General features: G+C 69.3%; 26 protein-coding genes. 18 read left to right on the top strand and 8 right to left on the bottom strand.

What is annotated here, in order from left to right:
* Positions 1 to 429: 429 nt before the first annotated feature.
* Positions 430 to 648: a hypothetical protein gene (locus tag IFJ75_RS08325; RefSeq protein WP_207932112.1), complete on the bottom strand. Its 219-nt coding sequence runs from the start codon at positions 646 to 648 to the stop codon at positions 430 to 432.
* Between the two features lie 134 nt (positions 649 to 782).
* Here IFJ75_RS08325 and dinB point away from each other — a divergent pair, with 134 nt between their 5' ends.
* Together dinB and IFJ75_RS08315 are read left to right on the top strand one after the other, a co-directional pair.
* A complete protein-coding gene (gene dinB / locus IFJ75_RS08320) occupies positions 783 to 1,865 on the top strand; it encodes a DNA polymerase IV (RefSeq protein ID WP_207932111.1) in 1,083 nt (360 codons plus the stop codon).
* Between the two features lie 33 nt (positions 1,866 to 1,898).
* The gene (locus IFJ75_RS08315; RefSeq protein ID WP_207932110.1) at positions 1,899 to 2,456 is read left to right on the top strand and encodes a 3'-5' exonuclease; all 558 of its coding nucleotides are present in this window, start codon (positions 1,899 to 1,901) and stop codon (positions 2,454 to 2,456) included.
* Here IFJ75_RS08315 and IFJ75_RS08310 read toward each other — a convergent pair.
* Positions 2,453 to 2,872 carry a thermonuclease family protein gene (locus IFJ75_RS08310; protein WP_207932109.1) on the bottom strand — a complete coding sequence of 140 codons (420 nt, stop codon included), beginning with the start codon at positions 2,870 to 2,872 and terminating at the stop codon, positions 2,453 to 2,455. The genes IFJ75_RS08315 and IFJ75_RS08310 overlap by 4 nt on opposite strands.
* 110 nt (positions 2,873 to 2,982) lie before the next feature.
* On the opposite strand from IFJ75_RS08310, the gene radC reads away from it, so the two are divergent.
* Genes radC through IFJ75_RS08295 form a run of 4 tightly spaced genes read left to right on the top strand, consistent with a single transcriptional unit; the run spans position 2,983 to position 6,644 of the window.
* Complete coding sequence (radC, locus tag IFJ75_RS08305) at positions 2,983 to 3,705, top strand: RadC family protein (protein ID WP_207932108.1); 723 nt, start codon at positions 2,983 to 2,985, stop codon at positions 3,703 to 3,705.
* 7 nt (positions 3,706 to 3,712) lie between these two features.
* On the top strand, positions 3,713 to 4,432 hold the full coding sequence (locus IFJ75_RS08300) for a DUF7146 domain-containing protein (protein ID WP_318781094.1): 720 nt from the start codon (positions 3,713 to 3,715) through the stop codon (positions 4,430 to 4,432).
* Positions 4,395 to 4,616, top strand: a complete 222-nt coding sequence (locus IFJ75_RS20085; protein ID WP_318781093.1) for a toprim domain-containing protein — start codon at positions 4,395 to 4,397, stop codon at positions 4,614 to 4,616. Before IFJ75_RS08300 ends, IFJ75_RS20085 begins: the two co-directional genes overlap by 38 nt.
* A 51-nt stretch (positions 4,617 to 4,667) precedes the next feature.
* Positions 4,668 to 6,644, top strand: a complete 1,977-nt coding sequence (locus IFJ75_RS08295; RefSeq protein ID WP_225897054.1) for a ParB/RepB/Spo0J family partition protein — start codon at positions 4,668 to 4,670, stop codon at positions 6,642 to 6,644.
* A 286-nt stretch (positions 6,645 to 6,930) separates the two neighbouring features.
* On the opposite strand, the gene IFJ75_RS08290 is transcribed toward IFJ75_RS08295, so the two are convergent.
* Positions 6,931 to 8,721 (bottom strand): ATP-binding protein, encoded by a 1,791-nt coding sequence (locus IFJ75_RS08290; RefSeq protein WP_207932107.1) that lies wholly within the window; start codon positions 8,719 to 8,721, stop codon positions 6,931 to 6,933.
* Between the two features lie 175 nt (positions 8,722 to 8,896).
* On the opposite strand from IFJ75_RS08290, the gene IFJ75_RS08285 reads away from it, so the two are divergent.
* From IFJ75_RS08285 to IFJ75_RS08265, 5 genes are all read left to right on the top strand, one after another.
* The gene (locus IFJ75_RS08285) at positions 8,897 to 9,274 is read left to right on the top strand and encodes a hypothetical protein (RefSeq protein ID WP_207932106.1); all 378 of its coding nucleotides are present in this window, start codon (positions 8,897 to 8,899) and stop codon (positions 9,272 to 9,274) included.
* Positions 9,275 to 9,302: 28 nt separating this feature from the next.
* Positions 9,303 to 9,722: a single-stranded DNA-binding protein gene (locus tag IFJ75_RS08280; protein ID WP_207932105.1), complete on the top strand. Its 420-nt coding sequence runs from the start codon at positions 9,303 to 9,305 to the stop codon at positions 9,720 to 9,722.
* 131 nt (positions 9,723 to 9,853) lie between these two features.
* A complete protein-coding gene (locus IFJ75_RS08275; RefSeq protein WP_207932104.1) occupies positions 9,854 to 10,333 on the top strand; it encodes a GcrA family cell cycle regulator in 480 nt (159 codons plus the stop codon).
* Positions 10,334 to 10,514: 181 nt separating this feature from the next.
* On the top strand, positions 10,515 to 10,742 hold the full coding sequence (locus IFJ75_RS08270) for a hypothetical protein (RefSeq protein WP_207932103.1): 228 nt from the start codon (positions 10,515 to 10,517) through the stop codon (positions 10,740 to 10,742).
* A 97-nt stretch (positions 10,743 to 10,839) separates the two neighbouring features.
* Complete coding sequence (locus tag IFJ75_RS08265) at positions 10,840 to 11,034, top strand: hypothetical protein (protein WP_207932102.1); 195 nt, start codon at positions 10,840 to 10,842, stop codon at positions 11,032 to 11,034.
* Between the two features lie 115 nt (positions 11,035 to 11,149).
* On the opposite strand, the gene IFJ75_RS08260 is transcribed toward IFJ75_RS08265, so the two are convergent.
* Positions 11,150 to 11,371, bottom strand: a complete 222-nt coding sequence (locus IFJ75_RS08260; protein ID WP_207932101.1) for a hypothetical protein — start codon at positions 11,369 to 11,371, stop codon at positions 11,150 to 11,152.
* A gap of 392 nt (positions 11,372 to 11,763) precedes the next feature.
* On the opposite strand from IFJ75_RS08260, the gene IFJ75_RS08255 reads away from it, so the two are divergent.
* Positions 11,764 to 12,705 carry a DUF2493 domain-containing protein gene (locus tag IFJ75_RS08255; RefSeq protein ID WP_207932100.1) on the top strand — a complete coding sequence of 314 codons (942 nt, stop codon included), beginning with the start codon at positions 11,764 to 11,766 and terminating at the stop codon, positions 12,703 to 12,705.
* Between the two features lie 330 nt (positions 12,706 to 13,035).
* Positions 13,036 to 14,274, top strand: coding sequence for a DUF3363 domain-containing protein (locus IFJ75_RS08250; protein ID WP_207932099.1), 1,239 nt, complete (start codon positions 13,036 to 13,038; stop codon positions 14,272 to 14,274).
* Positions 14,275 to 14,342: 68 nt separating this feature from the next.
* On the opposite strand, the gene IFJ75_RS08245 is transcribed toward IFJ75_RS08250, so the two are convergent.
* Positions 14,343 to 14,597, bottom strand: coding sequence for a hypothetical protein (locus tag IFJ75_RS08245; protein ID WP_207932098.1), 255 nt, complete (start codon positions 14,595 to 14,597; stop codon positions 14,343 to 14,345).
* A 711-nt stretch (positions 14,598 to 15,308) separates the two neighbouring features.
* On the opposite strand from IFJ75_RS08245, the gene paoA reads away from it, so the two are divergent.
* From paoA to moaA, 4 genes are all read left to right on the top strand, one after another.
* Positions 15,309 to 15,899, top strand: coding sequence for an aldehyde dehydrogenase iron-sulfur subunit PaoA (paoA, locus tag IFJ75_RS08240; RefSeq protein WP_263973034.1), 591 nt, complete (start codon positions 15,309 to 15,311; stop codon positions 15,897 to 15,899).
* Positions 15,896 to 16,846 carry an FAD binding domain-containing protein gene (locus IFJ75_RS08235; RefSeq protein WP_207932097.1) on the top strand — a complete coding sequence of 317 codons (951 nt, stop codon included), beginning with the start codon at positions 15,896 to 15,898 and terminating at the stop codon, positions 16,844 to 16,846. Before paoA ends, IFJ75_RS08235 begins: the two co-directional genes overlap by 4 nt.
* Positions 16,847 to 16,850: 4 nt before the next feature.
* On the top strand, positions 16,851 to 19,046 hold the full coding sequence (gene paoC, locus IFJ75_RS08230; RefSeq protein ID WP_207932096.1) for an aldehyde oxidoreductase molybdenum-binding subunit PaoC: 2,196 nt from the start codon (positions 16,851 to 16,853) through the stop codon (positions 19,044 to 19,046).
* Between the two features lie 70 nt (positions 19,047 to 19,116).
* Complete coding sequence (gene moaA / locus IFJ75_RS08225) at positions 19,117 to 20,157, top strand: GTP 3',8-cyclase MoaA (protein ID WP_207932095.1); 1,041 nt, start codon at positions 19,117 to 19,119, stop codon at positions 20,155 to 20,157.
* On the opposite strand, the gene IFJ75_RS08220 is transcribed toward moaA, so the two are convergent.
* On the bottom strand, positions 20,141 to 20,731 hold the full coding sequence (locus tag IFJ75_RS08220) for a nucleotidyltransferase family protein (RefSeq protein WP_207932094.1): 591 nt from the start codon (positions 20,729 to 20,731) through the stop codon (positions 20,141 to 20,143). The genes moaA and IFJ75_RS08220 overlap by 17 nt on opposite strands.
* Positions 20,728 to 21,660 carry an XdhC family protein gene (locus IFJ75_RS08215; RefSeq protein WP_225897053.1) on the bottom strand — a complete coding sequence of 311 codons (933 nt, stop codon included), beginning with the start codon at positions 21,658 to 21,660 and terminating at the stop codon, positions 20,728 to 20,730. The genes IFJ75_RS08220 and IFJ75_RS08215 overlap by 4 nt, the downstream gene beginning before the upstream one ends.
* A gap of 314 nt (positions 21,661 to 21,974) precedes the next feature.
* Between IFJ75_RS08215 and IFJ75_RS19945 the strand changes: the two genes are divergently transcribed.
* The gene (locus IFJ75_RS19945) at positions 21,975 to 22,106 is read left to right on the top strand and encodes a hypothetical protein (RefSeq protein ID WP_263973033.1); all 132 of its coding nucleotides are present in this window, start codon (positions 21,975 to 21,977) and stop codon (positions 22,104 to 22,106) included.
* Positions 22,107 to 22,724: 618 nt separating this feature from the next.
* Here IFJ75_RS19945 and IFJ75_RS08210 read toward each other — a convergent pair.
* Complete coding sequence (locus IFJ75_RS08210) at positions 22,725 to 23,489, bottom strand: hypothetical protein (protein WP_207932093.1); 765 nt, start codon at positions 23,487 to 23,489, stop codon at positions 22,725 to 22,727.
* Between the last annotated feature and the right edge of the window lie 266 nt (positions 23,490 to 23,755).

Below are 23,755 nucleotides of genomic sequence, written 5' to 3'. Positions count from 1 at the left end.
CACGAGGCGTCTGGTTTGGGGCGGCTGGTCGCTTTCGGGGGGGCGTTGATTTCGTAGCGCGCCTTGGCGTCCGCCGATACTCACGCTCCCTGTCGCAGAGAGCCGGTGTGGCCTGAATCAACAGGGCCGCCGGCGAATTCCGGACGGGCGATGGGCCCCGGCCCGGCTCGCCGGGTCGGCAGAGCAGGCGGCCAGGACGCCTGATCGGGCGCGAACCGCTTCGCGGCACGGATAGAATGCCGACCCGGGACCCGCCAGGGGATGACCGGGCAGTGCGAGTTTCGGGCGCGGCCGGGCGGTTCGCTTCAAATCCGACAAGGCGCGTGCCGCTTCCTGGTCAGGGCATGGATCAGAAAACCGGAGCAGGGAGAAGGGGACGGATGCTGTGCAGGACGTCGCGGCCGACGGATCTGCGCGCCGGACGACGTCTCACGCGGCCTCGTCTGCCGTCCTGGGTCCGAGGGCGGCGAACTGCTGCCGGGCCAGGGCCTCGTCATAGAAGACCTCGGACTGACGGGGCGGGGCCAGAAGATAGAACTGGGTGACGGGAAAGGGATCGCTGCGGTCGCGACGCCAGAGCGCGCGTCCCTCGGCGGCGTCCAGTCGGGTCCACTTGCCCGGTTCGTTCGGATGATCGAGCTTAGTCATGGGCCCAACCTACAGCGTTCGTCCGGATTTTCGAGGGATGGACGCGGCTATCGGGCCGAAACCCCGTCGGGTGTGGCTCCAGCGCCCATAAGGACGTTCACAATCTGTTCTCGTGGATGTAGGCTCGCAGCACCATGACCGAAACGGCCGTCCGCAAGATCATCCACGTCGACATGGACGCCTTCTACGCGTCGGTCGAGCAGCGTGATGATCCGGCCTTGCGGGGGCGGCCCGTCGCCGTCGGCTATCCCGCGAAACGGGGCGTGGTGGCGGCGGCCAGCTATGAGGCGCGGGAGTTCGGGGTCCGGTCCGCCATGCCCTCGACCACCGCCATGCGCAAATGTCCGGATCTGGTTTTCACCCCGCCGCGGTTTGAGGTCTACAAGGCGGTGTCCCGCCAGATCCATGCCGTCTTCGCCGACTACACCCCTCTGATCGAGCCCCTGTCGCTCGACGAGGCCTATCTCGATGTGACCGAGAACCTGCGCGGCCTGGCGACGGCGTCCGAGACCGCGCAGGACATCCGCCGGCGCATTCTGGATGAGACCGGGCTCACCGCCTCCGCCGGGATTTCCTACAACAAGTTTCTGGCCAAGCTGGCGTCCGACCAGATGAAGCCCGACGGCCAGTTCGTGGTCCCGCCCGGCCGGGGAGAGGCCTTTGCCGAGACCCTGCCCGTGACCCGCTTCCATGGCGTGGGGCCGGTGACCGCCAAACGTATGCACGACCTGGGGATTCATACGGGCGCGGATCTCAAGGCGCAGACCCTCGAGTTCCTGCAGCGCCATTTCGGAAGTTCGGGACGCTGGTATTACGACATCGCGCGCGGCATCGACCACCGCCCCGTTCGCCCGGACCGCGAGCGCAAGTCCTCGGGCTCGGAGACGACCTTCGCCGAGGATCTGACCGATCCGGTCGGCATCGAGGCCGGGGTCAAGGCCATGGCGGCCGACGTCTGGGCCTGGTGCGCGCAGACCGGCGTGCGTGGCCGCACCGTCACCGTGAAGGTCAAATGGGCGGACTTCCGGCAGGCGACCCGCAGCCGGTCCGTCCAAGGCCGCGTCGATGACCTGGAGACCCTCAGCGCGGTCGCCCTCGACCTCGTTCGCTCGCTCTATCCACCCCGGATGGGGGTCCGCCTGGTCGGCGTCACCCTGTCCAACCTGGACCGCTCGCCCGCCCCTTCGGCCGGCGAGCCGCAACTGGCGCTCGGATGAGGCCTTCAGGCCGGATCAGGCGTTAGGGCGGGCATGGTTGTCTTTCTGGATTTCGAGGCCTCGTCCCTCAGCGACGACTCCTATCCGATCGAGGTCGGCTGGGTCTTCGAGGACGGGCGCGGCGAGAGCCATCTGATCCGGCCGGCGGACGACTGGCGCGACTGGGGCCCGCAGGCGGAGGCCATCCATAAGCTCTCCCGAGCCCGCCTGCTTGAGGTCGGGACCTCTCTCGAGCATGTCGCGCGCCGCATGGTCGAGGTCCTTTCCGGCCACGCCCTTTACGCCAGCGCCCCGTCCTGGGATGGCAAGTGGCTCAGCGTTCTGCTGCGGCGCGCCGGTCTCGCGCGCAAGGCCCTGACCTTGCGCGATACCGATGAGGCCCATGCCGCCCTTGCCTCCGGAATCCTGTCCGGGGTCCTGTCGGATGTCGAGGTCGAAGCCCTCATCCCGACCCTGATCCGTCGCGCCCGGATCGAGCGGGAGAGCGTGCCGGTTCGCCACCGGGCGCTCGCCGACGCCGAGGAAGAACGCCAGGTCTGGCTGACCGTCGGGCGATTGGCCGAGGCGGAACGGGCCCGCCGGCTGTCCTAGTTGCCGCCCTCGCGGCCGCCGGCGGCGCGCAGCAGGTCGCCGACCCTGCGTCCATCGAGACGACAGGCGGCGATGACCCGGTCATAGACGATGACCCTGCCGTTGCGGCCGCGTACGGCGACGCAGGCGAGCACCCGCCCTCTGACCAGCCGGGAGAGCCGGTCGCGGTCGGCGCGACCCGTCGGGCTGTGCAGTTCAGGCGCATCGAAATCGGACAGGCGCACCTCGATCCAGGTGGCGGGGTCCGCGCCCGGTCCCACGCAGAGGCTGTCGCCGTCGCCGACGTAGCGGACTTGGCCGGAGAAGGTCTCGCCCGCGCGGGCGGGCAGACGGCCCTCGCAGGGATCGGCATGGGCGAGCGCGGGCAGGGCGGCGGCGGCGGCGGCGAGGCCGGCGAGGAGGGGAAGCCGTGTCATCACGACAGGATGGGGCGCTTCCGTCGCCTCGCCAAGCGACGATCCGGCCGAAAGGGAGAGCGAGGGCCGCGCGGGGCGCTCCGATGGGGAGTGAGGATCAGGAGATCGCCATGAAACCGCTCTCGCGCACGTCGGAAGTCCGTTGGGTCGAGCCGTCGCCGCGCGGCGCCGCCCGCCGGCCCCCGGGCCGTGAGGTTTCGGCGCCCGAACCGTCCTGCCTCGCCGGCCTGGACGACCGCGTCCTGCTGGCCCTTCTTCTGGATCGCTGGCTGCCGCCGGCCGAGGTCGATGCGGCCGCACAGGGCCTGATCGCGCGGTTCGGGTCGCTCGGCGACATCGCCGCCGCCGAGATCGCCGAGCTCGGGCGGGTCGCGGGGATAAGCGCCCCGGTGATCCGGGACCTCAAGCTGCTGCGTGAGCTCAGCGTGCGACTGGCGCGCAGCGCCGCCAGCACGCGTCCGGTCCTGTCGTCGTGGTCGGCGCTCCTAGCCTATGCCCGAACGACGCTCGCCCACCTGCCCCGGGAGCAGTTCCGGGCCCTCTACCTGGATCGTCGCAACCGGCTCCTTGGCGACGAGCTGGTCGCGGACGGCACCGTCGATCATGCCCCCGTCTATCCGAGGGAAGTCATCCGGCGGGCGCTCGAGCTCTCGGCCTCGGCCCTGATCCTCGTCCACAACCATCCTTCGGGAGATCCCGCGCCGTCGCAGGCGGACATCGCCATGACCCGTCAGATCGTCGAGGCGGCCGGCGTCTTCGGGCTTCAGGTCCACGATCACCTGGTCGTGGGTCGCGAGGGCACGGCGAGCTTTCGCGCCCTGGGCCTGTTGTGAGGCGATCATGACCCTGCGCTCCATCGTCTTGGCCCTCGGCGGCGACCTCTACCAGGGCGGTCATCGCGCCAATGTGCCCGCGCCGGGCCACAGCCGGGCCGACCGGTCGGTTTCGCTCCTTCTCTCGAACGGGCGGGTCATCATCCATGGTTTCGGGGCGGCGGACTGGCGCGCGGTGCGCGATCAGCTCCGCGACGGCGGATTCATCGACGCCGCCGGCCGTCTGAGAGGCGGCGGGGAGGCCGGTTCGAGCGCGCCGAAGCCGGACCGCCGGATCCGGCTCGAGACCGCCCTGCGTCTGTGGGAGGGCGGCGTTGACCTTTCCGGAGGCGATCCGGCGTCGCTTCATCTGCGCCGCCGCGCCGTTCGCGGCGGCGAGGCCGCCCGGGATCTGCGTTTTCATCCAAACGCGCCCCTGTCGGTCTACCGCCCGGGCGGCCGCACCCGCCCGGCCCTGGTCGCTCTGGTCCGGGCGCCCGACGGCGACCCGTCGGCGGTCGAGTTGACCTATGTCGCGCCGAACGGCCTGAGGGCTTCAGGCCTTGCCCTGTCGCGCAAGGCCGTCGGGGTCGTGCCGCCGGGTTCGGCTGTTCGTCTGGGCGACGTCGCGCCGGAGATGCTGGTGGGCGAGGGGATCGTCACCACCCTGTCGGCGATTCGATCGCTTCGCGCTCCCGGGCTGGGCGCTGATGTCCGCCAACAATCTGGCCGCCTGGACGCCGCCTGAGGGCGTCCGCCGCGTGCTCGTCGCCGCCGACCGCGGCGCGGCCGGCGAGGGCGCGGCGGCTCGCCTGGCCGGCCGGCTCGCGCGCCTGGGGGTGGCCGCCCGGGTGATCCTGCCGGCCCCGGCGTTCGACGACTGGAACGCGGTCGCGCGCGCGGTCGCCGAAAGGAAGGAGGCAGGGCGCTGAGAGGCGCCGGAGCGGCGGGGATAGGCCCCGATGTCCGGCGGGAGACTTCCCATGACCGACCTCGTTCCTGTCGCCGCCGCTGCAGCCCCGGCTGCGGCCGTCATCTTCACTCCGCAAGAGCGCACCGTCCGCCTCGGTGATCTCGGCATCGCCCGTGAGAACCTTCGCTGGTCCGAGCCGCCCGATGACGACATCCCGACCCTGGCCGCGACCCTGAAGGCCGCCGGACAACTCCAGCCCGTGACCGTTCGCCCCGGGCGCGGCCGGAAGGAACAGGCCTGGATGGCCCTCGACGGACGGCGTCGCCGCCTGGCGCTCGGCCTGCTTCTGGAGGCCGGCGACATCGACGAGGACTATCCCGTCCGCGCCTATGTCGAGACGGATCCCGCCCGGCAGGCGGCGGCGGTTCTCCTGACCAACACCGCCCTGCCGGTCCATGTCGCCGACGTCATCGCCGCCATCGGCCGCATGCTGAAGTCGAGGCTGACCGTGACGACCATGGCCCGGGCCCTGGGCTATGCCGAGGTCGAGATCAAGCGGCTGGCGGCGCTGGCGGACCTGCCGCAGGACGCGATCAATGCGCTCAGACTGGGCCGGCTGACCCTCAAGCAGGCCCGTCTGCTGGCCCGTCTGCCGGACAAGGCCGAACAGGCCGAGCTGGCCGAGGCGGCGCTCGACGGTCGCGGCTTCGCGGACTGGAAGGTCATCGAGCGTCTCGACGACGCGCGCGTGACGGCGCGCGACCGGCGCTGCGCGCTCGTGGACGCCAGGGCCTACGGCGACGCCGGCGGGCGCACCGAAGCCGATCTGTTCGGCGAACTGACGCCCGTCCTTCTCGATCCCGACATCCTGACCGAGCTGTGGCTCAAGCGCGCCCGCGGGATCGCGGCCGTTTTCGAGGCGGAAGGGATCGCGGTTCACCTCACCGCCGGGCCAGAGCCCGAACTGCCCGGGGATCTCGAGGCGCTCGGCTATGTCTATGGCGGAGCCCTGCCGGCCGAGGTGCTGGCGCTCTACCGCGCCCAGCGCGAGGTCTACGCCGATCGGATGGAAGCCGCGCGCGGTGCGGTGGAGGACGCGGACCGTCCGGACGTGGCGGATGTCGCCATCGTCGACATGATCCACGCCCGGATCGCGTCGGACCAGACCGGCTGCGGCGGACGCGCCGTGACGACGATGGTGATGTGGCCGGCGTCGGGCTGCGGCGTCGAGGTGCGCTGCTACACCCCCGTGGAGCCGGACGATGGGCCGGAGGACGAGGGCGAGAGTGCAGACCGTGACGCGCCGGAGCCTCGCGCGGCCGGCGCGCCGGCCTATGTCGGTCCGGAGGTCGAAGCGCCCGAGCCTGACATCGACGGGGTCAACCACGCCCTTCACGCGGTGCGGACCGATGTCGCGACGCGAGGCCTGATCCGGGCGCTGGCGGACGATCCCGGGGCCGCCCTGACCGCACTGATCTCGCGGCTCTTCGTGGTCATCGTTCGTCGGGCGCGCATCGCCCGCTCGGAGTCCGCCCTGTCGATCGTCGCGACCGGCTTCCACCCGGCAGGCGGGCGGGTGATCGAAACCCTGGACGGCGACGTCCGCCAGCGGCTCGACGACCGCAGGGCTCAATGGCAGGCCTCCGGTGAGACGGTGATCGCCTGGGTTCACGGCCTGCCGCACGGAGAGAAGATGGGTCTGCTGGCGGAACTGACCGCCGCGTGCCTCGATGTCCGGGAGGAGAACACCTCTCAGATCCGCCGGGCCGCCCCGGGCGGAGGCGACGGAGCTGGCGGCGCTCTGCGCCGCCGAGATCACCCGGCACTGGACGCCCGACGCGCCCTTCCTGCAGCCGCATTCCAAGGGGCTGCTGATGTCCATGCTGGAAACCCTGGGGTCCGATGCCCCGGGCGCGGCGGGCCTGAGGAAAGCCGAACTCGTCGACCGGGTCGCCGAACAGGCCGCCGCCCGGTCCTGGGCGCCCGGCTTCCTGTCATGGCGGGCCGACATCGCGCCGGACGCGGCCGAGGCGGGGTCGGGCGATAACCTCGGCGCCGGCGATCCCTCGACCGCGGAGGAGGAGGGGGAGGATGCGGACGGGGCGGGGGCTTTCGCCGTCACCCCCGAAGGCGAGTCGGCGCTCAGCGACGCCGCGGCCTGATGCAGGACGGGTTCCCGCGACGCCGTCCCGGGTCCCCGGGGCGGCGTCGCGGCGCGCCCGGTCCAAGAGGCGGTCAGGGAGAGCAGGTTCGACGAATCCCGCTCTTCAACCGCGGTGTGGGAAAGACCCGGAGGATGATCTCGCCTGTGGCGGACCGGCCGGGGTCGCGGCTCAGGCCGCGGCTTGCCGGACCGCCAGGCTCTGGACGGCTTCACGACCGAGGGGGGCGACGGCCAGGACGCGCGCGAGGGCGCCGAAGTCGACCGGCTTGTCGACATAGGCGTCGGCGCCGGCGGCATGGCCGAGGGCGTGATCCTCCGGCCGGGCCGAGGCGGAGAGGACCGCGATCGGCGTCTGCTGGTTGGGACCGGGGCGCGACCGGAGTTCACGGGTCGCGGTCAGCCCGTCCATGACCGGCATGTTCACATCCATCACGATCAGGTCGAAGGGCGACTGGTCGGCCATGTCGAGGGCGATCTGGCCGTTCTCGGCCGTGGCGCAGGTATGACCGACGGAGCCCATCCAGGCCTCGAGGACCATGCGGTTGACAGGATGGTCCTCGACGATGAGCACATGCAGCGCGGCGACGTCGGCCGCCCCGGCCGGTGCGCCATCGTCGATGGCGGTTGGAACCGTCCAGTCCAGGACGTCCATTTCCAGCTCGAGCGTGAAGGTGGAGCCGACCCCGGGGGCCGACACGACCGAGACCTCGCCGCCCATCAGATGGGCCAGCCGCCGGCAGATGCTGAGCCCCAGGCCCGAGCCGCCGAACCGCCGGGTGGAGGAGGCGTCAACCTGGCTGAAGGGCTGGAACAGACGGTGGATGTCCTCGGCCCCGATCCCGGCCCCGCTGTCGGTCACCGAGAACCGGTAGCGCATCCGGTCGCCGCACAGCCGTTCCTTGTGGGTGGCGACCCGTATCTCGCCGCTATCGGTGAATTTGACCGCATTGCCGAGAAGGTTGTGTGTGATCTGGGCGAGGCGAAGCGGATCGATCCGTACCAGCGCAGGGTGTTCGCCGGTTCGCTCGACCGAGAAGTCCAGGCCCTTGGCCTCGGCCTGGGCCCGGAAGGGGCCGATGAGCCGCTCGAGCAGGTCGCTCGTCTCGGTCGCCACCGGATCAATCTCGAGCCGGCCCGCCTCGATCTTGGTCAGGTCGAGGATGTCGTTGAGCTGGACGAGCAGGCTTTCGCCCGACTGCCGGATGATCGAGACATAGTTGGCCTGGGCGGGCCGGAGATCGGTCGTCTCCAGCAGCTGGGCCGCCCCAAGGACGCCGTTCATCGGGGTGCGAAGCTCATGGGAAATGATCGCCAGGAAGTTCGACTTGGCGTCACTGGCGGCATCCGCCCGGTCGCGGGCGGCCTCCAGATCGACGATGAGCCCGGCCTGACGGGCGTTCACGGCGGCCAGTTCGTCGTCCTTCATCCGGGTGATGACCACCTTGATGAACAGGGCGAGACCCAGAACCGGCGCCATGGCCAGAACGGTCAGGGAGTTGCGGGTGCCCCAGAGGTCCGCGATCAGGATCAGCACTACCACCGTGTAGGGCAGGGAGACGATCAGCGCCTCGCGCGGCGCCGAGCGCATCTGGGTGAAGACCAGCATATAGCCGGCCATGAGCAGGGCCACGGCCATGGCCAGGGAATGGTCGTGACCGCTGAAGTAGGAGAGGAGGGGGGCGATCGCCCAGGCGACACAGGACGCTGTGGCCACGACCAGCTTCAGACGGGCATGGAAGGTGGGCTCCAAGGTGGTCATCCGGGTTTCAACCACGGTGCGGGCCAGGCCCAGCACGGTCGTGCCGGCGAACCACGCCAGGGCGACGATCCAAGGGATGGTGGTGGCCAGCGCCAGGGCCCAGCTTGCGATGATCCAGTAGCGCATATTGCCCGAGGCGACGATCCCGTGGAGGACCGGCGAACGGGCTTCAGGGACGTCTGCGGTCGGCGTGGCGGTCATGAAGGGCTCCCGATACCGTCGTAAGGCGAGAGGCCCTAAGAGACTGTAAAGCCGTGTGAAATGTCCGGTTTCGTACGCGGGTAGACGAGCAAAAGGTCGAAGGGAGGGTGGCCGGGGGCGAAGCGGAACGCGGGAGATCGGCTCCCGGGGCGCTTCGGATCGACAGGAGACTGACATGCAGACCATGATGTTCAACGGCCGACTGGCGGCCGACCCCCAGATCACCGACGACTTCGGCAAGGCCGTGTTTCGCCTGCTCGAAAAGCGCGGCGTCGATGCGGGCGGCAAGGACCGGCTCGTCGGCGTCAACTGCGTGAGCTGGTCGAAAGGGCTCAATGAAAAGGTCATCGCCCGCGGGCTCGTCCGGGGCTGCGAGGCCATCGTCACCGGCGCCTTCATCGATCTGGCCTATGCGGCCAAGGACGGCACGGAGCGGACGGCCAAGGAGCTGGTGATCCATCGCCTGATCGTCCTGGACTGGGCCGAAAACCGGGCCGAGGACCGGGCCGGAGACCGGGACGCCGGGACCGCGGCCGACCAGGCCGCCGCCTGATCTTCAACCCATCTCAAAGGAGACTGACATGCAAACCCTCGTCATCGAAGGCTATCTGGCCGCCGACCCGTCCATCCTCTCCGCCCACGGCTCCGGCAAGAAGCGCGCGAGCTTTCGCGTTCTGGAAACCACCCGCTTCCGCCGCGCCGACGGCACGCCGGGCGAACGCACAACCGGCTTCAACTGTATCTGCTTCAACGCGGCCACGGCCGAGAACTATATCGAGGCCTATGCCAGAAAGGGCAGTCGGGTGGTCCTCCAGGGCCATGTCGAGAACAACACCTGGACCGGCAAGGATGGGGTCGAACACTACGACCTGCAGGTGATCGTCGCCGACATCCGCCTGAAGAAACGGCGTGACCGCGGAGAGGCGGCGGCCTCGGCGCAAGGCGGCCAGGCCGCGGACCTGACCGACGACCCTGACCTGAGCGACGACATCCCCTTCTGAGGGAGGCGACCACAGAACGCCTCAGGGCGGCCCGGCGCGCGAGCGTCGGGCCGCCTTCTCTTTTCAACGGGAGGAGGGGGAAGGGCGGAGGCGGGCGAGCCGATCGGGCTCGTTGAACAGGGAGTTTCCCCATGATCGCCTCCGTCTGGACCCAGGACCGCATCGATCGCCTCCGGACCCTCTGGCTGCAGGGGCGGACCGCCGAACAGGTCGCACGCGCGCTCGGAGCCGACATCACGCGCAGCGCCGTTCTCGGCAAGGTCCATCGGCTGGGCCTGTCGGCCGGCCGGCCGGCGCCGCCGGTCAAGCGACCGGTCCAGCCGCGGCCGCTTCCGCCCGCGCGCCCCCTCCCGCTGAAAGCGGTTGCGAAGACGAGGTCGAGGATCCCGACGCCGGAGGATGTCCCGGTGCGTGAGACCGGGCTCGCGACCCTGCTGTCCGTCGGTCGCCGGGACTGCCGCTGGCCCATGGGCGATCCGCGGGCCGAGGGCTTCAGCCTGTGCGGTTTGAAGGCCGTGCGGGGCGCCTACTGCGCCCGGCACGGTGCGATCGCCTATCGGCCGGCGCCCGAGAACCGGCGCGGTCTGGAGTTTGTCTTGCGCCTGGATTGAAATCCGCCGCCCTGCGCTCGCCGCCCTGCGCTCGCCGTCATGGGGCCGCCGCCATGCGCTCGCTGCATTCCGCCCCTATCGAAGTCACCACGGCGGCCTCGACGAGGTCGCCGTGCATCTGTTTGTCCGGGTGGCCGATCTGAGCCGCCCGCCTTCGGCCCCCCGGGCCGTGAGAGGTCCCATGTCGTCCCCCGCCGCTGAACTCAAACTCGCCCGCCGGATCCTGGGCTGGGACGCCTTCACCCTTGGGCGCGCCCTGCGCCTGTCGGGCACGCCGGAAAAGATCGCTGCGCGGGTTCTGGATATGGAAGCCGGAAAGCGCGACATCAGCGGTCCCGTGCAGGTCGCCCTCGAGGCGTTCCTGAGCGGCTGGCGTCCCAACGCGTGGCAGGACGACGTGGCCGCCTGAGCGGAGCTGCGTCGCGACCTTGGGGCGATCGCGGTGCGGGGAGACCGGCGAACAGCGGTCGGGATGAACCCTTATGGTCAAGCTGCGTTCAACACACATGACCTTCAGACCCACGACCCTCGAACGCGCCTACCAGCTGGCTGAAGGCGGCGAATGCCAGACCGTCAGCGAGATCAAGCTTCGGCTTCAGGCCGAGGGGTTCGCCAATATCCAGGATCAACTGTTCGGCCTGACCACGGCCCGGGCGCTGAGAGACCGCTGCAAGGCCCACTGCAGGCCCGTCGCCGCCTGATGTCCCAGACACGCGCTCTGGCTATCGGTCCGGGGTTCGCGGTCCTCGTCGCGGCGGTGGTGACGGCCGCCTGGCGGCTGATGCCCTGATCGATCCTGAGGCGTGCTGCGGCCCGTCAGTGCAGGGTTTGCCAGCCCATCACGGCCTCGACGTCGTGCGAGCCGTCCTGCTGGACCAGAAGCTCCACGTCGCGGCCCGCGCGATGAAGTCGCTGGGTCAGGTCGAGCCCGGCCTCCTCGGCGTCGACCCGGTAGTCGTATTGGCCGACCCGGCGGTCGTTCCTCATGACCCGCCATCCGCCCTGGACCCGCAGCACGGCGATGGTGATCTTGTCCATGGAGGCTCCGTTCTGGATGGGGCGGCGACCTAGCACGCCGCCTTGCCGCCGCGCCATCGGACAGGATGTCCCAAGAGCCTGCGGCGCCGGCAGGATGGGCCTTCCCGGGGGCGCCGTAGGCTCGCCTACGGAGACGGAGAGGAAGGTGGATGGCCGTCCGTCCGCATCGGCGCAGCGTGCGCCGAATGGCGTCCTCGCCCGAAGGGGGCGAGGACATTGCCCCCACACAACGCCCTCCGATCTTGTCATATCACCCCGGAAGTCAACGGCTGCGCCGTTCCCCTGCGCGAAGGGCGAGCGGCCCTCCGCTCCGGTGACTGCCGGGGACCCCGATATGGCCAAGACCGGGGTCGTTGCGCATGGGGCGCACGGCATTCTCCAGGAATGTTCCAATGACCCGTTTCAACACTTCATCCTCCGCCTTCACCCCGAAGTCCGACTCCGCCTTCGACGACCTGTCGGCTTCGCTCGGCGATCCGCGTCCGCATCCGACGCAAGAGGCTCTGGTCCAGCTCGGGCGCGCACTGATGACCGAGCTGGTGGATGTGATCTCCGACTCCGCACTGGAGGACTTTCAGACCATCCTCGGGGAGGCGTTGATCGGCGCCTTCCACTCGGCGGCCGGGCGGATCGAACGTGAGGCGGACCGGGCGCGCGACACGATGCGATCGCTGGACCGGGACTTCGACGGATCGGAGGCCGCCGACACCGAACTTCAGGAGGCGACGGCGAAAGCCCGAGCCGGAGATGCGGCCACCCAGGCCTGCGAGCTGATCCGGGATGCGGCCTCCGAAACCTGGACGGTCGCGACCGGCGAGGTCTGGACGGCCTGGAGGGGGAGCCGCCGGGGCACGCATCTGACCGCGGCGCAGCTGGAAGCCAAACAGGCGATCCGGGCGATCCGGCAAAGGCGTTCGGGGGAGGCGGATCCGGGCGGTCCGGTGGTCGCCTTCCGGGGAGCCCCGACGGCCGACAGCGCCGAGGACGCGGGCCGGATCTTCGACGCCCTGAACTGGGCGAAGTCGGAATGGCCGGACATGGCTCTGGCGACGACCGGGGCGAAAGGCTCCGAGAAGCTCGCGATCAAATGGGCCCAGCAGAAGGGGGTCACCCTGATCCTCGCGCGGGCGGATTTCGATACCCACGGCAAGGCCGCTCCCTTCCGGGCGAACGACGACCTGATCGCGCTCGAGCCGGAGGTCTGCCTGACGCTGGTCCACTCGGTGGCCGGGGTCCGGGAGGAGCAGCGTCCGTTCGGTCCGGCCCTCAACCTCGGGCAGAAGGCGATGGAAAACGGCGTCCGCCACGTGTCCATCAAGGCCCGGGCCGCCTGACACATCACGACTGAGATGGAACGACCCGCTCGGCTTCGGCCGGGCGGGTTTTTCTCTGTCATCCGGAAATCTCCCGCGGCAAACCCGCTCCGACAACGCCTCCGACGTCTTGAGCGAACGCCTTTGATCGCGTGTGATGAGATGTCGGCGAATATGATGGCGATGTCTGAAAATCCGCAAAAGGGGTGGAGGGCAAGATAAAAGGCGGTGTTTGGCGGTCTTCGTTTCTCGTATCCTGTCCGTGGGTTAGCGGCCTGATCCGAGGCGTTGGATGACTTGTCGCAAGTCGTCCTGTCCTGGGCGCGTCGGCGGCCCGAAGGAGGCCTGGCCATGCTCATCCGGGATGCGATCGACGGTCGACTTGAAACGAACTCCGCACAGGGGCGGGACGAGGTTCAGGTCGGCCTTCCCCTTCGGCTGAAGACCGAGCGGATGACCGTCAGGAACGGCATGCTGAAGCGTCTGGCGAGCTCGCGCGCCTTTGCCCTCGGCGACCGGTCAGGCGTGCTCCGGGCGGCGCAGAACCGCTCGGGACGCGCCTTCAGGCTGGACGTCCGGCAGAGGGTGATCGTCAAGGCCCTGGTCTCGCGCCATGTCGGCAAGGGCGTCGATCGCGGGGCCGCCCTGGCCAAGCATGTCGTCTATCTGGGTCGCTCCGGCGCCGGCGCCGAGGGCACGAGACCGGAGTTCTTTGACCGCGAGAGGGATGGGATCCGGCCGCAGGCGGCGACGGCAGGGTGGAGTGGGGACCGGCATCATTTCCGGTTCATCATCTCGCCCGAGCATGGCGATCGGCTCGAACTCAGATCCTATGTGCGGGCGGTGATGGACCGGGTGAGGGCGGATCTCGGCGAGCCGGACCTGAACTGGATCGCGACCTGTCACTACGACACCGATCAGCCGCACGCCCATGTGCTGGTCCGGGGGCGACGGGCGGATGGGCGGGACCTCGTCATTCCGCGCGACTACATGGGTTACGGCTTCCGCGCGCGGGCCCAGGAGGTGGCGCAGGAGCGGCTGGGCGATCTGTCTCGGGTCGAGGCGGAGCGCAGGATCTGGAAGGAGACCCAGGCCGACCGGTTCACCGGCTTCGACAAGCGGTTGCTGGCGGCGGCCGACGCACGCGGCATGGTCGATGACGGCGTCGGCGCGAACGACGCGTGGGCGGCCCTCACGCGGGGACGGTTGCGGCACCTGGAGGGGCTAGGCCTCGCGGTGCGATCAGGAGGTCGCTACCGGCTCGACGCGGAAATGGAGCTCAAGCTGCGGACCCTGCAGGCGCGGCGGGACGTCATCCGGACGCTGAACCAGCGGCGGCTGGAGGGAGCGAGGGTGGTGCGAGCGCTCGGCCATGAACGGGTGAGGGGCGTGGTGGTGAAGACCGGCTTCCATGACGAGGCCGGGGCGGCGCCCTGGGCGGTGATCCGGGATGGCGGCGGCGTCGAGCATTATGCCCGGCTGCGGGCCGGGTCTCCAGCCCTGGACATCGGCAAGACGGCCGAGCTCATCCCCTCGGGCGCCGGTCTCGCCCAGGCGGCGATCGTGAGGGGCGTGAACCTGGCGCGCTGAGACGAGGGGCGCCCGGACGTCACGGTCGGAGAGCCGAGAGGGCTTCGGTGAACCGGTCTCGTCGGCCGTCAGTTCGAGCAGATTCGGGCCCGGTCGTTCACCCAGCATCCGTCGTTCAGACGCACGGTCCCGAGCGGATCGCCGGCCCGGTCGTCATCGGGATCCGCGTTCCAGGTCGCGTCGCCCGTTCCGTCGCGATTGCGCACGACCACGGCGAAGTGAGACTGGCGAGGCTTGCCGTCGGACCAGGCGTTCAGCGTATAGCCGCCGTCGCCGAACGGAAACACGAGGCACTCCCCATCGACCCGGACCTTGCCGTCCACGGACAGATAGCACCGGCGTCGCGAGGACGATGGCGACGGAGCGTTGGAAGGTGTTGGGGCCGTGGTCTCCGGGGGAGCAGCGGGCGTGTCGGACGTCGCCGGGGGGCCGGATGGCGCGAGGCCGACGGCGCCGGGCCTGATCGACGACGCCTGCTCGGGCGAAGCGGGCGCTGAGGCTGTGGAGGCCGTTGGGCGCGACGCGGGTCGGGCGTCGTCATCGCCGCAAGCCGCCGTGCCGGCGATTAGGAGACACGCCGCCGCCCAGGTCATCGGTCCGCGGGGAGTCCATCTCATGATCATGATGCTGTCCTTTCGGTCGCGGAGTTTGGGGCCGGCCCAGAGCCTGGAGATGGCCTCCGTAAAAGGAGGTGGAGGTCTGCGATCTCCGGATTGGCGTGTGGAGAGGCAAACCGTACGGGCTGAAGACAGTTCCGTGAGCCGTGGCGCGCGGTGGGTTGGAGGTTGCGTCGACCTCGACCTGGGGGCGGCGTGTCACGTTTGACAGGGGTGTCCCCAGCGCGGTCGGGGCAGGGACTGACAGAAGACACAGGGGACATTCCGCGATCGATGGAACATGTCTCCGGATGCGGGATTGATTGAGTTTCAAGGTCACCCGGTTCGGTCCGGGGGCGTGCGCCGACAGCGACGCGCGATCTTCGACAAGGGGCCGGCATGGCGGGCGACATTGAACTCTCGAGACGAGGTGTCCTGATGGCGGGAAGCGCGACAGCGGCCATGGCCGCGGTGTCTCCCGCGGAGGCGCAGGCCCCGCTGCCGGAACCGCCGCCGACCACCATGGGCGTCTCGTTCGAGGTCAACGGCGCGAAACAGACGCTGGAGCTCGACACCCGCACCACCTTGTTGGACGCCCTGCGCGAGCACCTGCACCTGACCGGGACGAAAAAGGGCTGTGACCATGGTCAGTGCGGAGCCTGCACCGTCATCGTCGACGGCCACCGCATCAACGCCTGCCTGACCCTGGCGGTGATGCACGAGGGCTCGAAGGTCACGACGATCGAAGGGCTGGGGCAGCCGGACAATCTGCATCCGATGCAGGCGGCCTTCATCAAGCACGACGGCTATCAGTGCGGCTATTGCACGCCGGGCCAGATCTGCTCGGCCGTCGCCGTTCTGGAAGAGATCACGGCCGGCGTGCCGAGCCACGTCTCGGCCAGCCTGACCGATCGGCCCGAAGCCACCAGTCTGGAAATGCGCGAACGGATGAGCGGCAACATCTGTCGCTGCGGCGCCTATTCCAACATCGCCGAGGCGATGGCCGAGGTGGCGGGAGCGTCGGCATGAGGCCCTTCACCTATGAGCGGGTCACGGACCCTGCGGCGGCCGCGCGGGCGGCCATGGCGAAACCAGGCGCGAAATTCATCGCCGGCGGCACCAATCTGCTCGACCTGATGAAGCTGGAGATCGAGACCCCGCCGCACCTGATCGATGTCGGGCCGCTGGGCCTGGACCGGATCGAGGAGACCCGCGACGGCGGCCTGCGGATCGGGGCGCTGGTGAAGAACACCGACCTCGCGTCCGATCGTCGGGTGCGGCGCGACTATGCGGTGCTGAGCCGGGCCCTGCTGTCCGGCGCCTCGGGCCAGTTGCGCAACAAGGCGACGACGGCCGGCAATCTCCTGCAGCGAACCCGCTGCCCCTATTTTTACGACACCAACCAGGCCTGCAACAAACGCAGGCCCGGATCGGGGTGTTCGGCCATCGGTGGGGTCAGCCGACAGCTGGCGGTGATCGGATCCAGTGAGGCCTGTATCGCCACCCACCCCAGCGACATGGCCGTGGCCATGCGGGTGCTCGACGCGAAGGTCGAGACGGTGAATGCGGCGGGTGAGACCCATGTCATTCCGATCGCGGATTTCCACCGGTTGCCGGGAGACCAGCCGCATATCGACACCACCCTGCCGCCCGGCGATCTGATTACGGCGGTGACGCTGCCCAAGCCGCCGGGCGGAGTCCACGCCTATCGCAAGGTTCGGGATCGCGCCTCCTACGCCTTCGCTCTCGTCTCGGTGGCGACCATCATCCAGGGCGACGGTTCGGGTCGGGTGGCCTTCGGGGGGCTGGCCCACAAGCCGTGGCGGGTCGAGGCGGCCGAGGCGGGCTTCGCGCAAGGCGCCGGGGCCGTGGCCGGGGCGGCGCTCGCCGGGGCCAGGCCGACGCAAGACAACGCCTTTAAGGTCACCCTGGCCGAGCGCGCGCTGGCCGCGGCCATCATGGACGCGAGAGGCTGAGCCGATGAAGTTCGACACGCCCGCCGGGATGAATGCGATCGACCAGGCCAGGGTCGTGGGCAAGCCGTTCGACCGCATCGACGGACCGCTCAAGACCACGGGCCGCGCTCCCTACGCCTATGAGCGCCACGACATCACGACCAACCCGGCCTATGGCCATGTCGTCGGCGCCGGTATCGCCAAGGGTCGCATCCGGAACCTGAAGACCGATCGGGCGAAGGCGGCGCCGGGCGTCCTGGCAGTCGTCACCGCCGATACCGCCGGGGACGTCGGCAAGGGGGACAACAACACCGCCAGGTTGCTCGGCGGTCCCGAGATCCAACACTATCACCAGGCGATCGCGGTGGTGGTCGCCGAGACCTTCGAACAGGCGCGGTCGGCGGCCCAGCTGATCGAGGTCGATTACGTCCGGGCCGAGGGGGCCTTCGATCTGGCCGACGAGAAGGACAGGGCGAAGCTGCCGTCGCCCAAGGAGGCGTCGAGGCACGGCGACTTCGAGGGGGTCTTTGCCGCCGCGCCGGTGACGCTGGACGCTACTTACACGACCCCCGATCAGAGCCATGCGATGATGGAGCCGCACGCCACCATGGCCGCCTGGCAGGGCGACAGGCTGACGCTGTGGACGTCCAATCAGATGATCGCCTGGGGCAAGGGGGAGGTGGCCAAGATCTTCGGTCTGAAGCCCGAGAATGTGCGTCTGGACTCCCCCTATATCGGCGGCGGCTTCGGCGGAAAGCTGTTTGTCCGGGCCGACGCGGTCATGGCCGCCCTGGGCTCCAGGGCCATAGGCGGGCGGGCGGTGAAGGTCGCGCTGCAGCGGCCGTTGATCGCCAACAACACCACCCACCGTCCGGCGACGATCCAGCGCATCCGCATCGGCGCGGAGCGGGACGGGCGCATAACCGCCATCGCCCATGAGAGCTGGTCCGGTGACCTGGAGGGCGGCGGAACCGAGACGGCGACCCAGCAGACGAAGCTGATCTATGCCGGCGCCAACCGGATGACGGCCCAGAAGCTGGCGGTGCTTGACCTGCCCGAAGGCAACGCCATGCGGGCGCCGGGCGAGGCGCCGGGGCTGATGGCGCTCGAGATCGCCATGGATGAGATGGCTGAAAAGCTGGGCATGGATCCGGTCGAGTTCCGCATCGTCAACGACACCCAGGTCGATCCGGAGAAGCCGGAACGACAGTTCTCCAGCCGGCCCTTCATCGCCTGCCTGACGACCGGGGCCGAGCGCTTCGGCTGGTCGCAGCGGAGATCCACCCCGGCCTCGGTACGTGACGGGCGTTGGCTGATCGGGATGGGGATGGCGGCGGGCTTGCGCAACAACCTTCTGATGAAGTCGGCGGCGCGGGTCCGGCTGAACAGCGACGGGGTTGTGATCGTCGAGACCGACATGACCGACATCGGCACCGGGACCTACACCATCCTCGCCCAGACGGCGGCGGAGACCATGGGCGTGGGCCTGGACAAGGTCGTCGTCCGGCTCGGCGATTCCGATTTTCCGGCTGCGGCGGGGTCGGGCGGACAGTGGGGGGCGAACAACTCGACCTCCGGCGTCTATGCCGCCTGTATGAAGCTGCGCGAACAGGTGGTTGAGAAGCTGGGTTATGGTTCCGACGCGACCTTCGCCGACGGACGGGTGACCTCGGGCGCGCAGAGCGCGGCCCTGGCCTCGGCCGCACGCGACGGGACCCTCACGGCCGAGGATCACATCGAATACGGCGATCTGGACAAGACCTACCAGCAGTCGACCTTCGCCGGGCATTTTGTCGAGGTCGGGGTGGACGGCATCACCGGCGAGGTCCGGGTCCGCCGCATGGTGGCGGCCTGCGCGGCCGGACGGATCCTCAATCCCAAGACCGCGCGCAGCCAGGTCATCGGCGCCATGACCATGGGGGTCGGCGCGGCCCTTATGGAAGAGCTGGCGGTCGACAAGCGGCTGGGCTTCTTCGTCAACCACGACCTGGCCGGCTACGAGGTGCCGGTCCATGCCGACATCCCGCATCAGGAGGTGATCTTCATCGACGAGCTGGACGACAAATCCTCGCCGATGAAGGCCAAGGGCGTGGGGGAACTCGGCCTGTGCGGCGTCGGGGCGGCCATCGCCAATGCGATCTACAACGCCACCGGGGTGCGGGTGCGCGACTATCCGATCACCCTGGACAAACACCTCGATCGCCTGCCTGATATCGCCTGATGCGCCTTTTGCCCTCCGCCGCCCGAGCTCCGCGCCGGGTCCATGAGACGTCTGTGGCGAAGGGCGCGGGATGACGGTCCTGATCGCCGCGCGATCCGCGGCGCCCGGAGGCGGGCCGCTGATCGATCCGTTCGGACGCCGGGTCGACTATCTGCGGGTTTCGGTGACCGACCGGTGCGACCTGCGCTGCGTCTACTGCATGGCCGAGCGCCAGAACTTCCTGCCGCGCGCCCAACTGCTGTCGCTGGAGGAGCTGGACCGGGTCTGCACCGCCTTCATCGGCCTGGGCACGAAGCGGCTGCGGCTGACGGGCGGTGAGCCTCTCGTGCGCAAGGGCTTCCTTGATCTGGTCGCCTCCCTCTCGCGCCATCTCGCGTCCGGGGCGCTGCAGGAACTGACCCTGACCACCAACGGGACGCGGCTGGCCGAGCACGCACAGGATCTGGCGCGGCATGGGGTCAGACGGATCAATGTGTCCATCGACACCCTCGATCCGGAAGCCTATCGCCGGATCACGCGGGGCGGCGAGCTGGCGAAGGTGCTGGCGGGTCTGGAAGCGGCTCGGGTCGCCGGAATTGCGATCAAGATCAATACTGTGGCGCTCAAGGCTGACAATGCAGATGAGCTCGGCGACATGGTCCGTTGGGCCCATTCGCGCGGCATGGGACTGACCCTGATCGAGACCATGCCGCTGGGCGAGATCGAGGCGGATCGCACAGACCAGTATCTGTCCCTGGCGGACGTCCGCGCCGGCTTCGAGCGACACTGGACCCTGACCCCGATGACGCAGCGGACGGGCGGGCCCGCGCGCTACGTCCGGGTCGAGGAGACGGGCGGGACGCTCGGCTTCATCACCCCGATGAGCCACACCTTCTGCGAAGCCTGCAACCGGGTGCGGGTCACCTGCACCGGCGACCTGTTCCTGTGCCTGGGGCAGGACGACAAGGCGGACCTCAGAAGCGTCCTGCGCGCGTATCCCGGCGATGACGCGCCCCTGGTGGACGCGATCCGAGACGCCATCGCCATCAAGCCGAAGGGGCATGATTTCCGCATCGACCGCCCGGGCGCGGCGCCCGCCGTGGCGCGGCCGATGTCTATGACGGGCGGCTGAGGTCTTCCGGCCGGTCGACGTCGAAGGTTGCGCCGGGGGCCTCCACGTCGAGGGTCGCGACGGCGTGCCCCAGGGCCTCCAGGACCGGACGCCCGCCCTGGTCGCCTGTTAGGGCCATCAGGGCGGGGAAGGTTGACGCGGCGAAGGCGGTCGGATGCGCCAGCCCCTGCGGCGCGCGCGCCCGGGCGGCCGGGGCGCGGTCGCTCACCAGATCGAGCAGCCGGTCGGCGAGACCGGGATCGACCTCGGGCATGTCGCCGAGAAAGATGGCGACCGCGGCGGCGTCGTCAGGCAGGGCGGTGAGACCCGCCTTCAGGGAGGCGGACAGGCCCTCGGTCCAATCGGCGGCCTCAACGATCTTCAACCGGGGGGCGGCTAGGTCGGAGACCGCGTCTTGCACGGTCCCTGCCAGAGCGCCGACCACCAGCACGACGCTCTCCACCCGGGCGGCCAAGGCCGCCCGCACGGCCCAGCGGATCAATGGCTCGCCGCGCCAGTGGGCCGTCAGCTTGCCGCCGCCGAAGCGCGATGCGGCGCCGGCGGCCAGGACGACGGCGTGACGGCCCGCAGTCACGTGTTCGGTTTCCGAGTCTGCCGCGCCTGGACGATCTCCGCGACCACGGAAACCGCGACCTCTTGCGGCGATCGGGCGGCGATGGGGATGCCGATGGGGGCGTGCAGCCGCTCAATCGCCTCCGCGGGCACCCCGTCGGCATCAAGGCGGGACAGGCGCTCCGGCAGCCGCCGCCGCGAACCCAGCACACCGACGTAGCCGGCCCGGCTGTCCAGGGCGGCGCGCAGGGCGTCATGGTCGAGGTCGGCGTCGTGGGTGGCGACCGCGACCGCCGTCCACGGATCGGGTTCAAGGGCGGCCAGCGCGGCGGCGGGCGCGTCGCGTTGGTAGGCGAGGGGCAGGGGCGGGGCGGCCTCGGGGCCGTTCGGGCGCACCAGCGTGACCTGCCAGCCCTGGAGCAGACCCTGCTGGGCCATGGCCATGGCGAAGGGATCGGCCCCGATCACGATCAGCCGTTGTGGTGGGTCATAGACCCGCAGGGCGCCGGGGCCGGCGGCCTCGCCGTCGGCCAGGCGACGATGGCGGCCGTCGGAGACCAGGGTCACCGTACGGCGATCGGCCTCGGCTGCTTCCAGCCCGGCGATCACCGGATCGTCGAACGCCAGCCGCTCGACGAGCAGCTCCAGTCGTCCGCCGCAGGGCAGGCGCGCATCGACGAAAGGACTGCCGCGGCCATAGACCAGGCGCGCGGGCTCTCCGGTGGCCAGCACTTCCCGCGCATGGATCGCGACGTCGGCCTCGATACAGCCGCCGGACAGAAAGCCGCCCATGTCGTCGGCGGTCACGACCATCTGGGCGCCCGGACCGCGCGGCCCGCCGCCCTCCGCGGCGACGATGGTGACCAGGGCGATTGGCTGGCCGAGGCGCGCCGCGGCAAACATGCGAGGCCGCAGGTCGTCTTCCAGTCCCGCGACGTACCAGTCATCCAAGCGTGTGGTCTCCGTTGAGGAGGCAATGGCCCCGTCTGGCCAACAGCTGATGGGGGTTTGGCGTTTCCATCCGGGATGAAGTCGCGCGAGATAGGAGTCTCAGGCGAGATGGACGGGTTGGCACGAGGGAGCTGGGGCGCATGTCTGATTTGGGCTCAAAGCGGTGATCGGGAATGTCCGCTCTGGGCAATGCCGCTTTCGCATTCGTGATGATGGGGTCGCGTGGGGCAGAGGGCGATTAGGGTGGCGAAGCTTCCGGGGCAGAGGATTCACGACCTCCGCCACAGCGCGGCCAGCTTCATGATCAACAACGGGTGGACCTGTTCGCCGTCGGGAAGGTGCTGGGGCACGCCAGCTATCAAAGTACCCAGCGGTACAGCCACCTCGCCAACGATACCCTGCTTGCGGCGGTCGAGGCCGGGGCGGCAAAGCAGAACGCCGCGTGATCAAACTCCCCACCCGCACCCTGACATCGCGTCGGGGTGCGGGTGGGGCACTCTTTTTTTGAAAGGCCCCCTCACGACCTTGCCGAAGTGGCCTTCAGAGCTGGGGTTAGCGGCGACGGCTCCAACACGATTGCAACTGGTCGTCCGCGTAGCGTGTCCAGTCGTAAAGATAGCCTGTGCCTGCGGTGACAGACATGGTGGCCATTGAGCCATCGGGCTGCACCGCATACCCCCAAACCGTCACGTTGCGGCGCTCGGGCGGGGTCGGAGTCCAAGGATGGAAGTCCGGTGCAGCCGCGTTACGCTGCGCCACGTTGGGGACGCGGAGACGGGGTGGGGACAGTTCGTTCAACGCTTCGAGGACGCCAAAGATCTGCGGACAGGTTGTGGTGCTGATCATCTGACCTTCCGGTCCGCCCCGGCGGGCCAAGAACTCGGTCGGTCCCCGTTGGCCGGGTCCCGCCTGCGGGCGTGCGTAGAATTCCACCACGCCGCCACGCGACGAGTACCCGGCCCAGAAATTTGCGGCAGCGGGTGCCTGCCGCAAACTTTCGTTTACTGTCTGAGCCTGCGCCGGAAGGGCGCTAACGAGGGCCAGTGCCCCCCCGAGTGCAGTCATCAGGTGTTTGGACAAGGTTGAGCCTCCGGATCGACTTCGGGACCGACACCGCCGCCGATGGCGGCCTCGCGGTTCCGCTGATCGTAGACGTGCAGCCTGGGCGTGCCGGGGATTTCATACGACCCGTCACTATCGCGTGCAACGATATACAACTTCGTCTGGTTCCGGTCGCCACCGTTGGCAGCCCGCATGGCCTGCATGCCGCTGAGGTGGTCTTGGTCAGTAGGGTAAGAGTTCGGACCCGACTGCTCACCATTAGGGTGGTTCGGGCCCGTCGACATCACCCAGCCCAAGGGGCCGTGGCTATGGACGCTGCCGACGAGGACGGCGCCCGCGACGGGCGGCGTGAAGTCCACGTCGGGGCTGGGCTTTTGATCGCCGCCGCCCGGCTGGCTGAAGGTCTCCTCGCTGGTCGTGATCGGACCATGGTCGAACGAGCCGTCGGGCAGTTGCCACAGCGCGGTGAAATATTCGCGCTCGTTGAAGGGAGTCTCGTTCGGCTTATGGCCTTTCGCAAACTCCTCCATGTCCTTCGCCGCCTTCGCGGCGGCCGCGTCGGCATTGACCTCGAATTGGCCCAGCGCGTCAGCGCAGGGATCGTTCTGGACGGGCGGCTCCGGGTTGGGGTTGTCGCTCACCTCGTCTTGGTGAATACCGCCCGTATCGCGAGGGCCGCCAGCGCTGCCGCCGTAACCGCCCGTCGAGCCGTGCGCACGGCGGGTCCCGGTGACGAGGATTTCGCCCAAATAGGTCGTGTCAGTCATTATGCTTCTCCATGTCGCGAGGCGGGATGCCCGGCCGACTTGGGAAGTGTTAATGGCGCACTGCGCCAACTCCGGACGTAGGCGTAGGACGATTTTCCTATACCGCCTTTCGGTGGCACGTTGCGCAATCTGTTGAAGGGGTGCCCTTGTCGCCAGTCAGCGGACGTTCCGGACTTCGGCTGGGGGTGGGAAGCAGTCGCTCGGGTCGGCTGGGTCGTACGGGGGATGCCGCAATCCGGGTAACCTGTAGTCTGCCCCAGCGTCGC

Source organism: Brevundimonas goettingensis (assembly GCF_017487405.1).
Taxonomy (GTDB): Bacteria; Pseudomonadota; Alphaproteobacteria; order Caulobacterales; family Caulobacteraceae; genus Brevundimonas; species Brevundimonas goettingensis.
The sequence above is the reverse complement of the archived record's forward strand: the minus strand, read 5'-3'. Positions and strand labels throughout refer to the sequence as shown.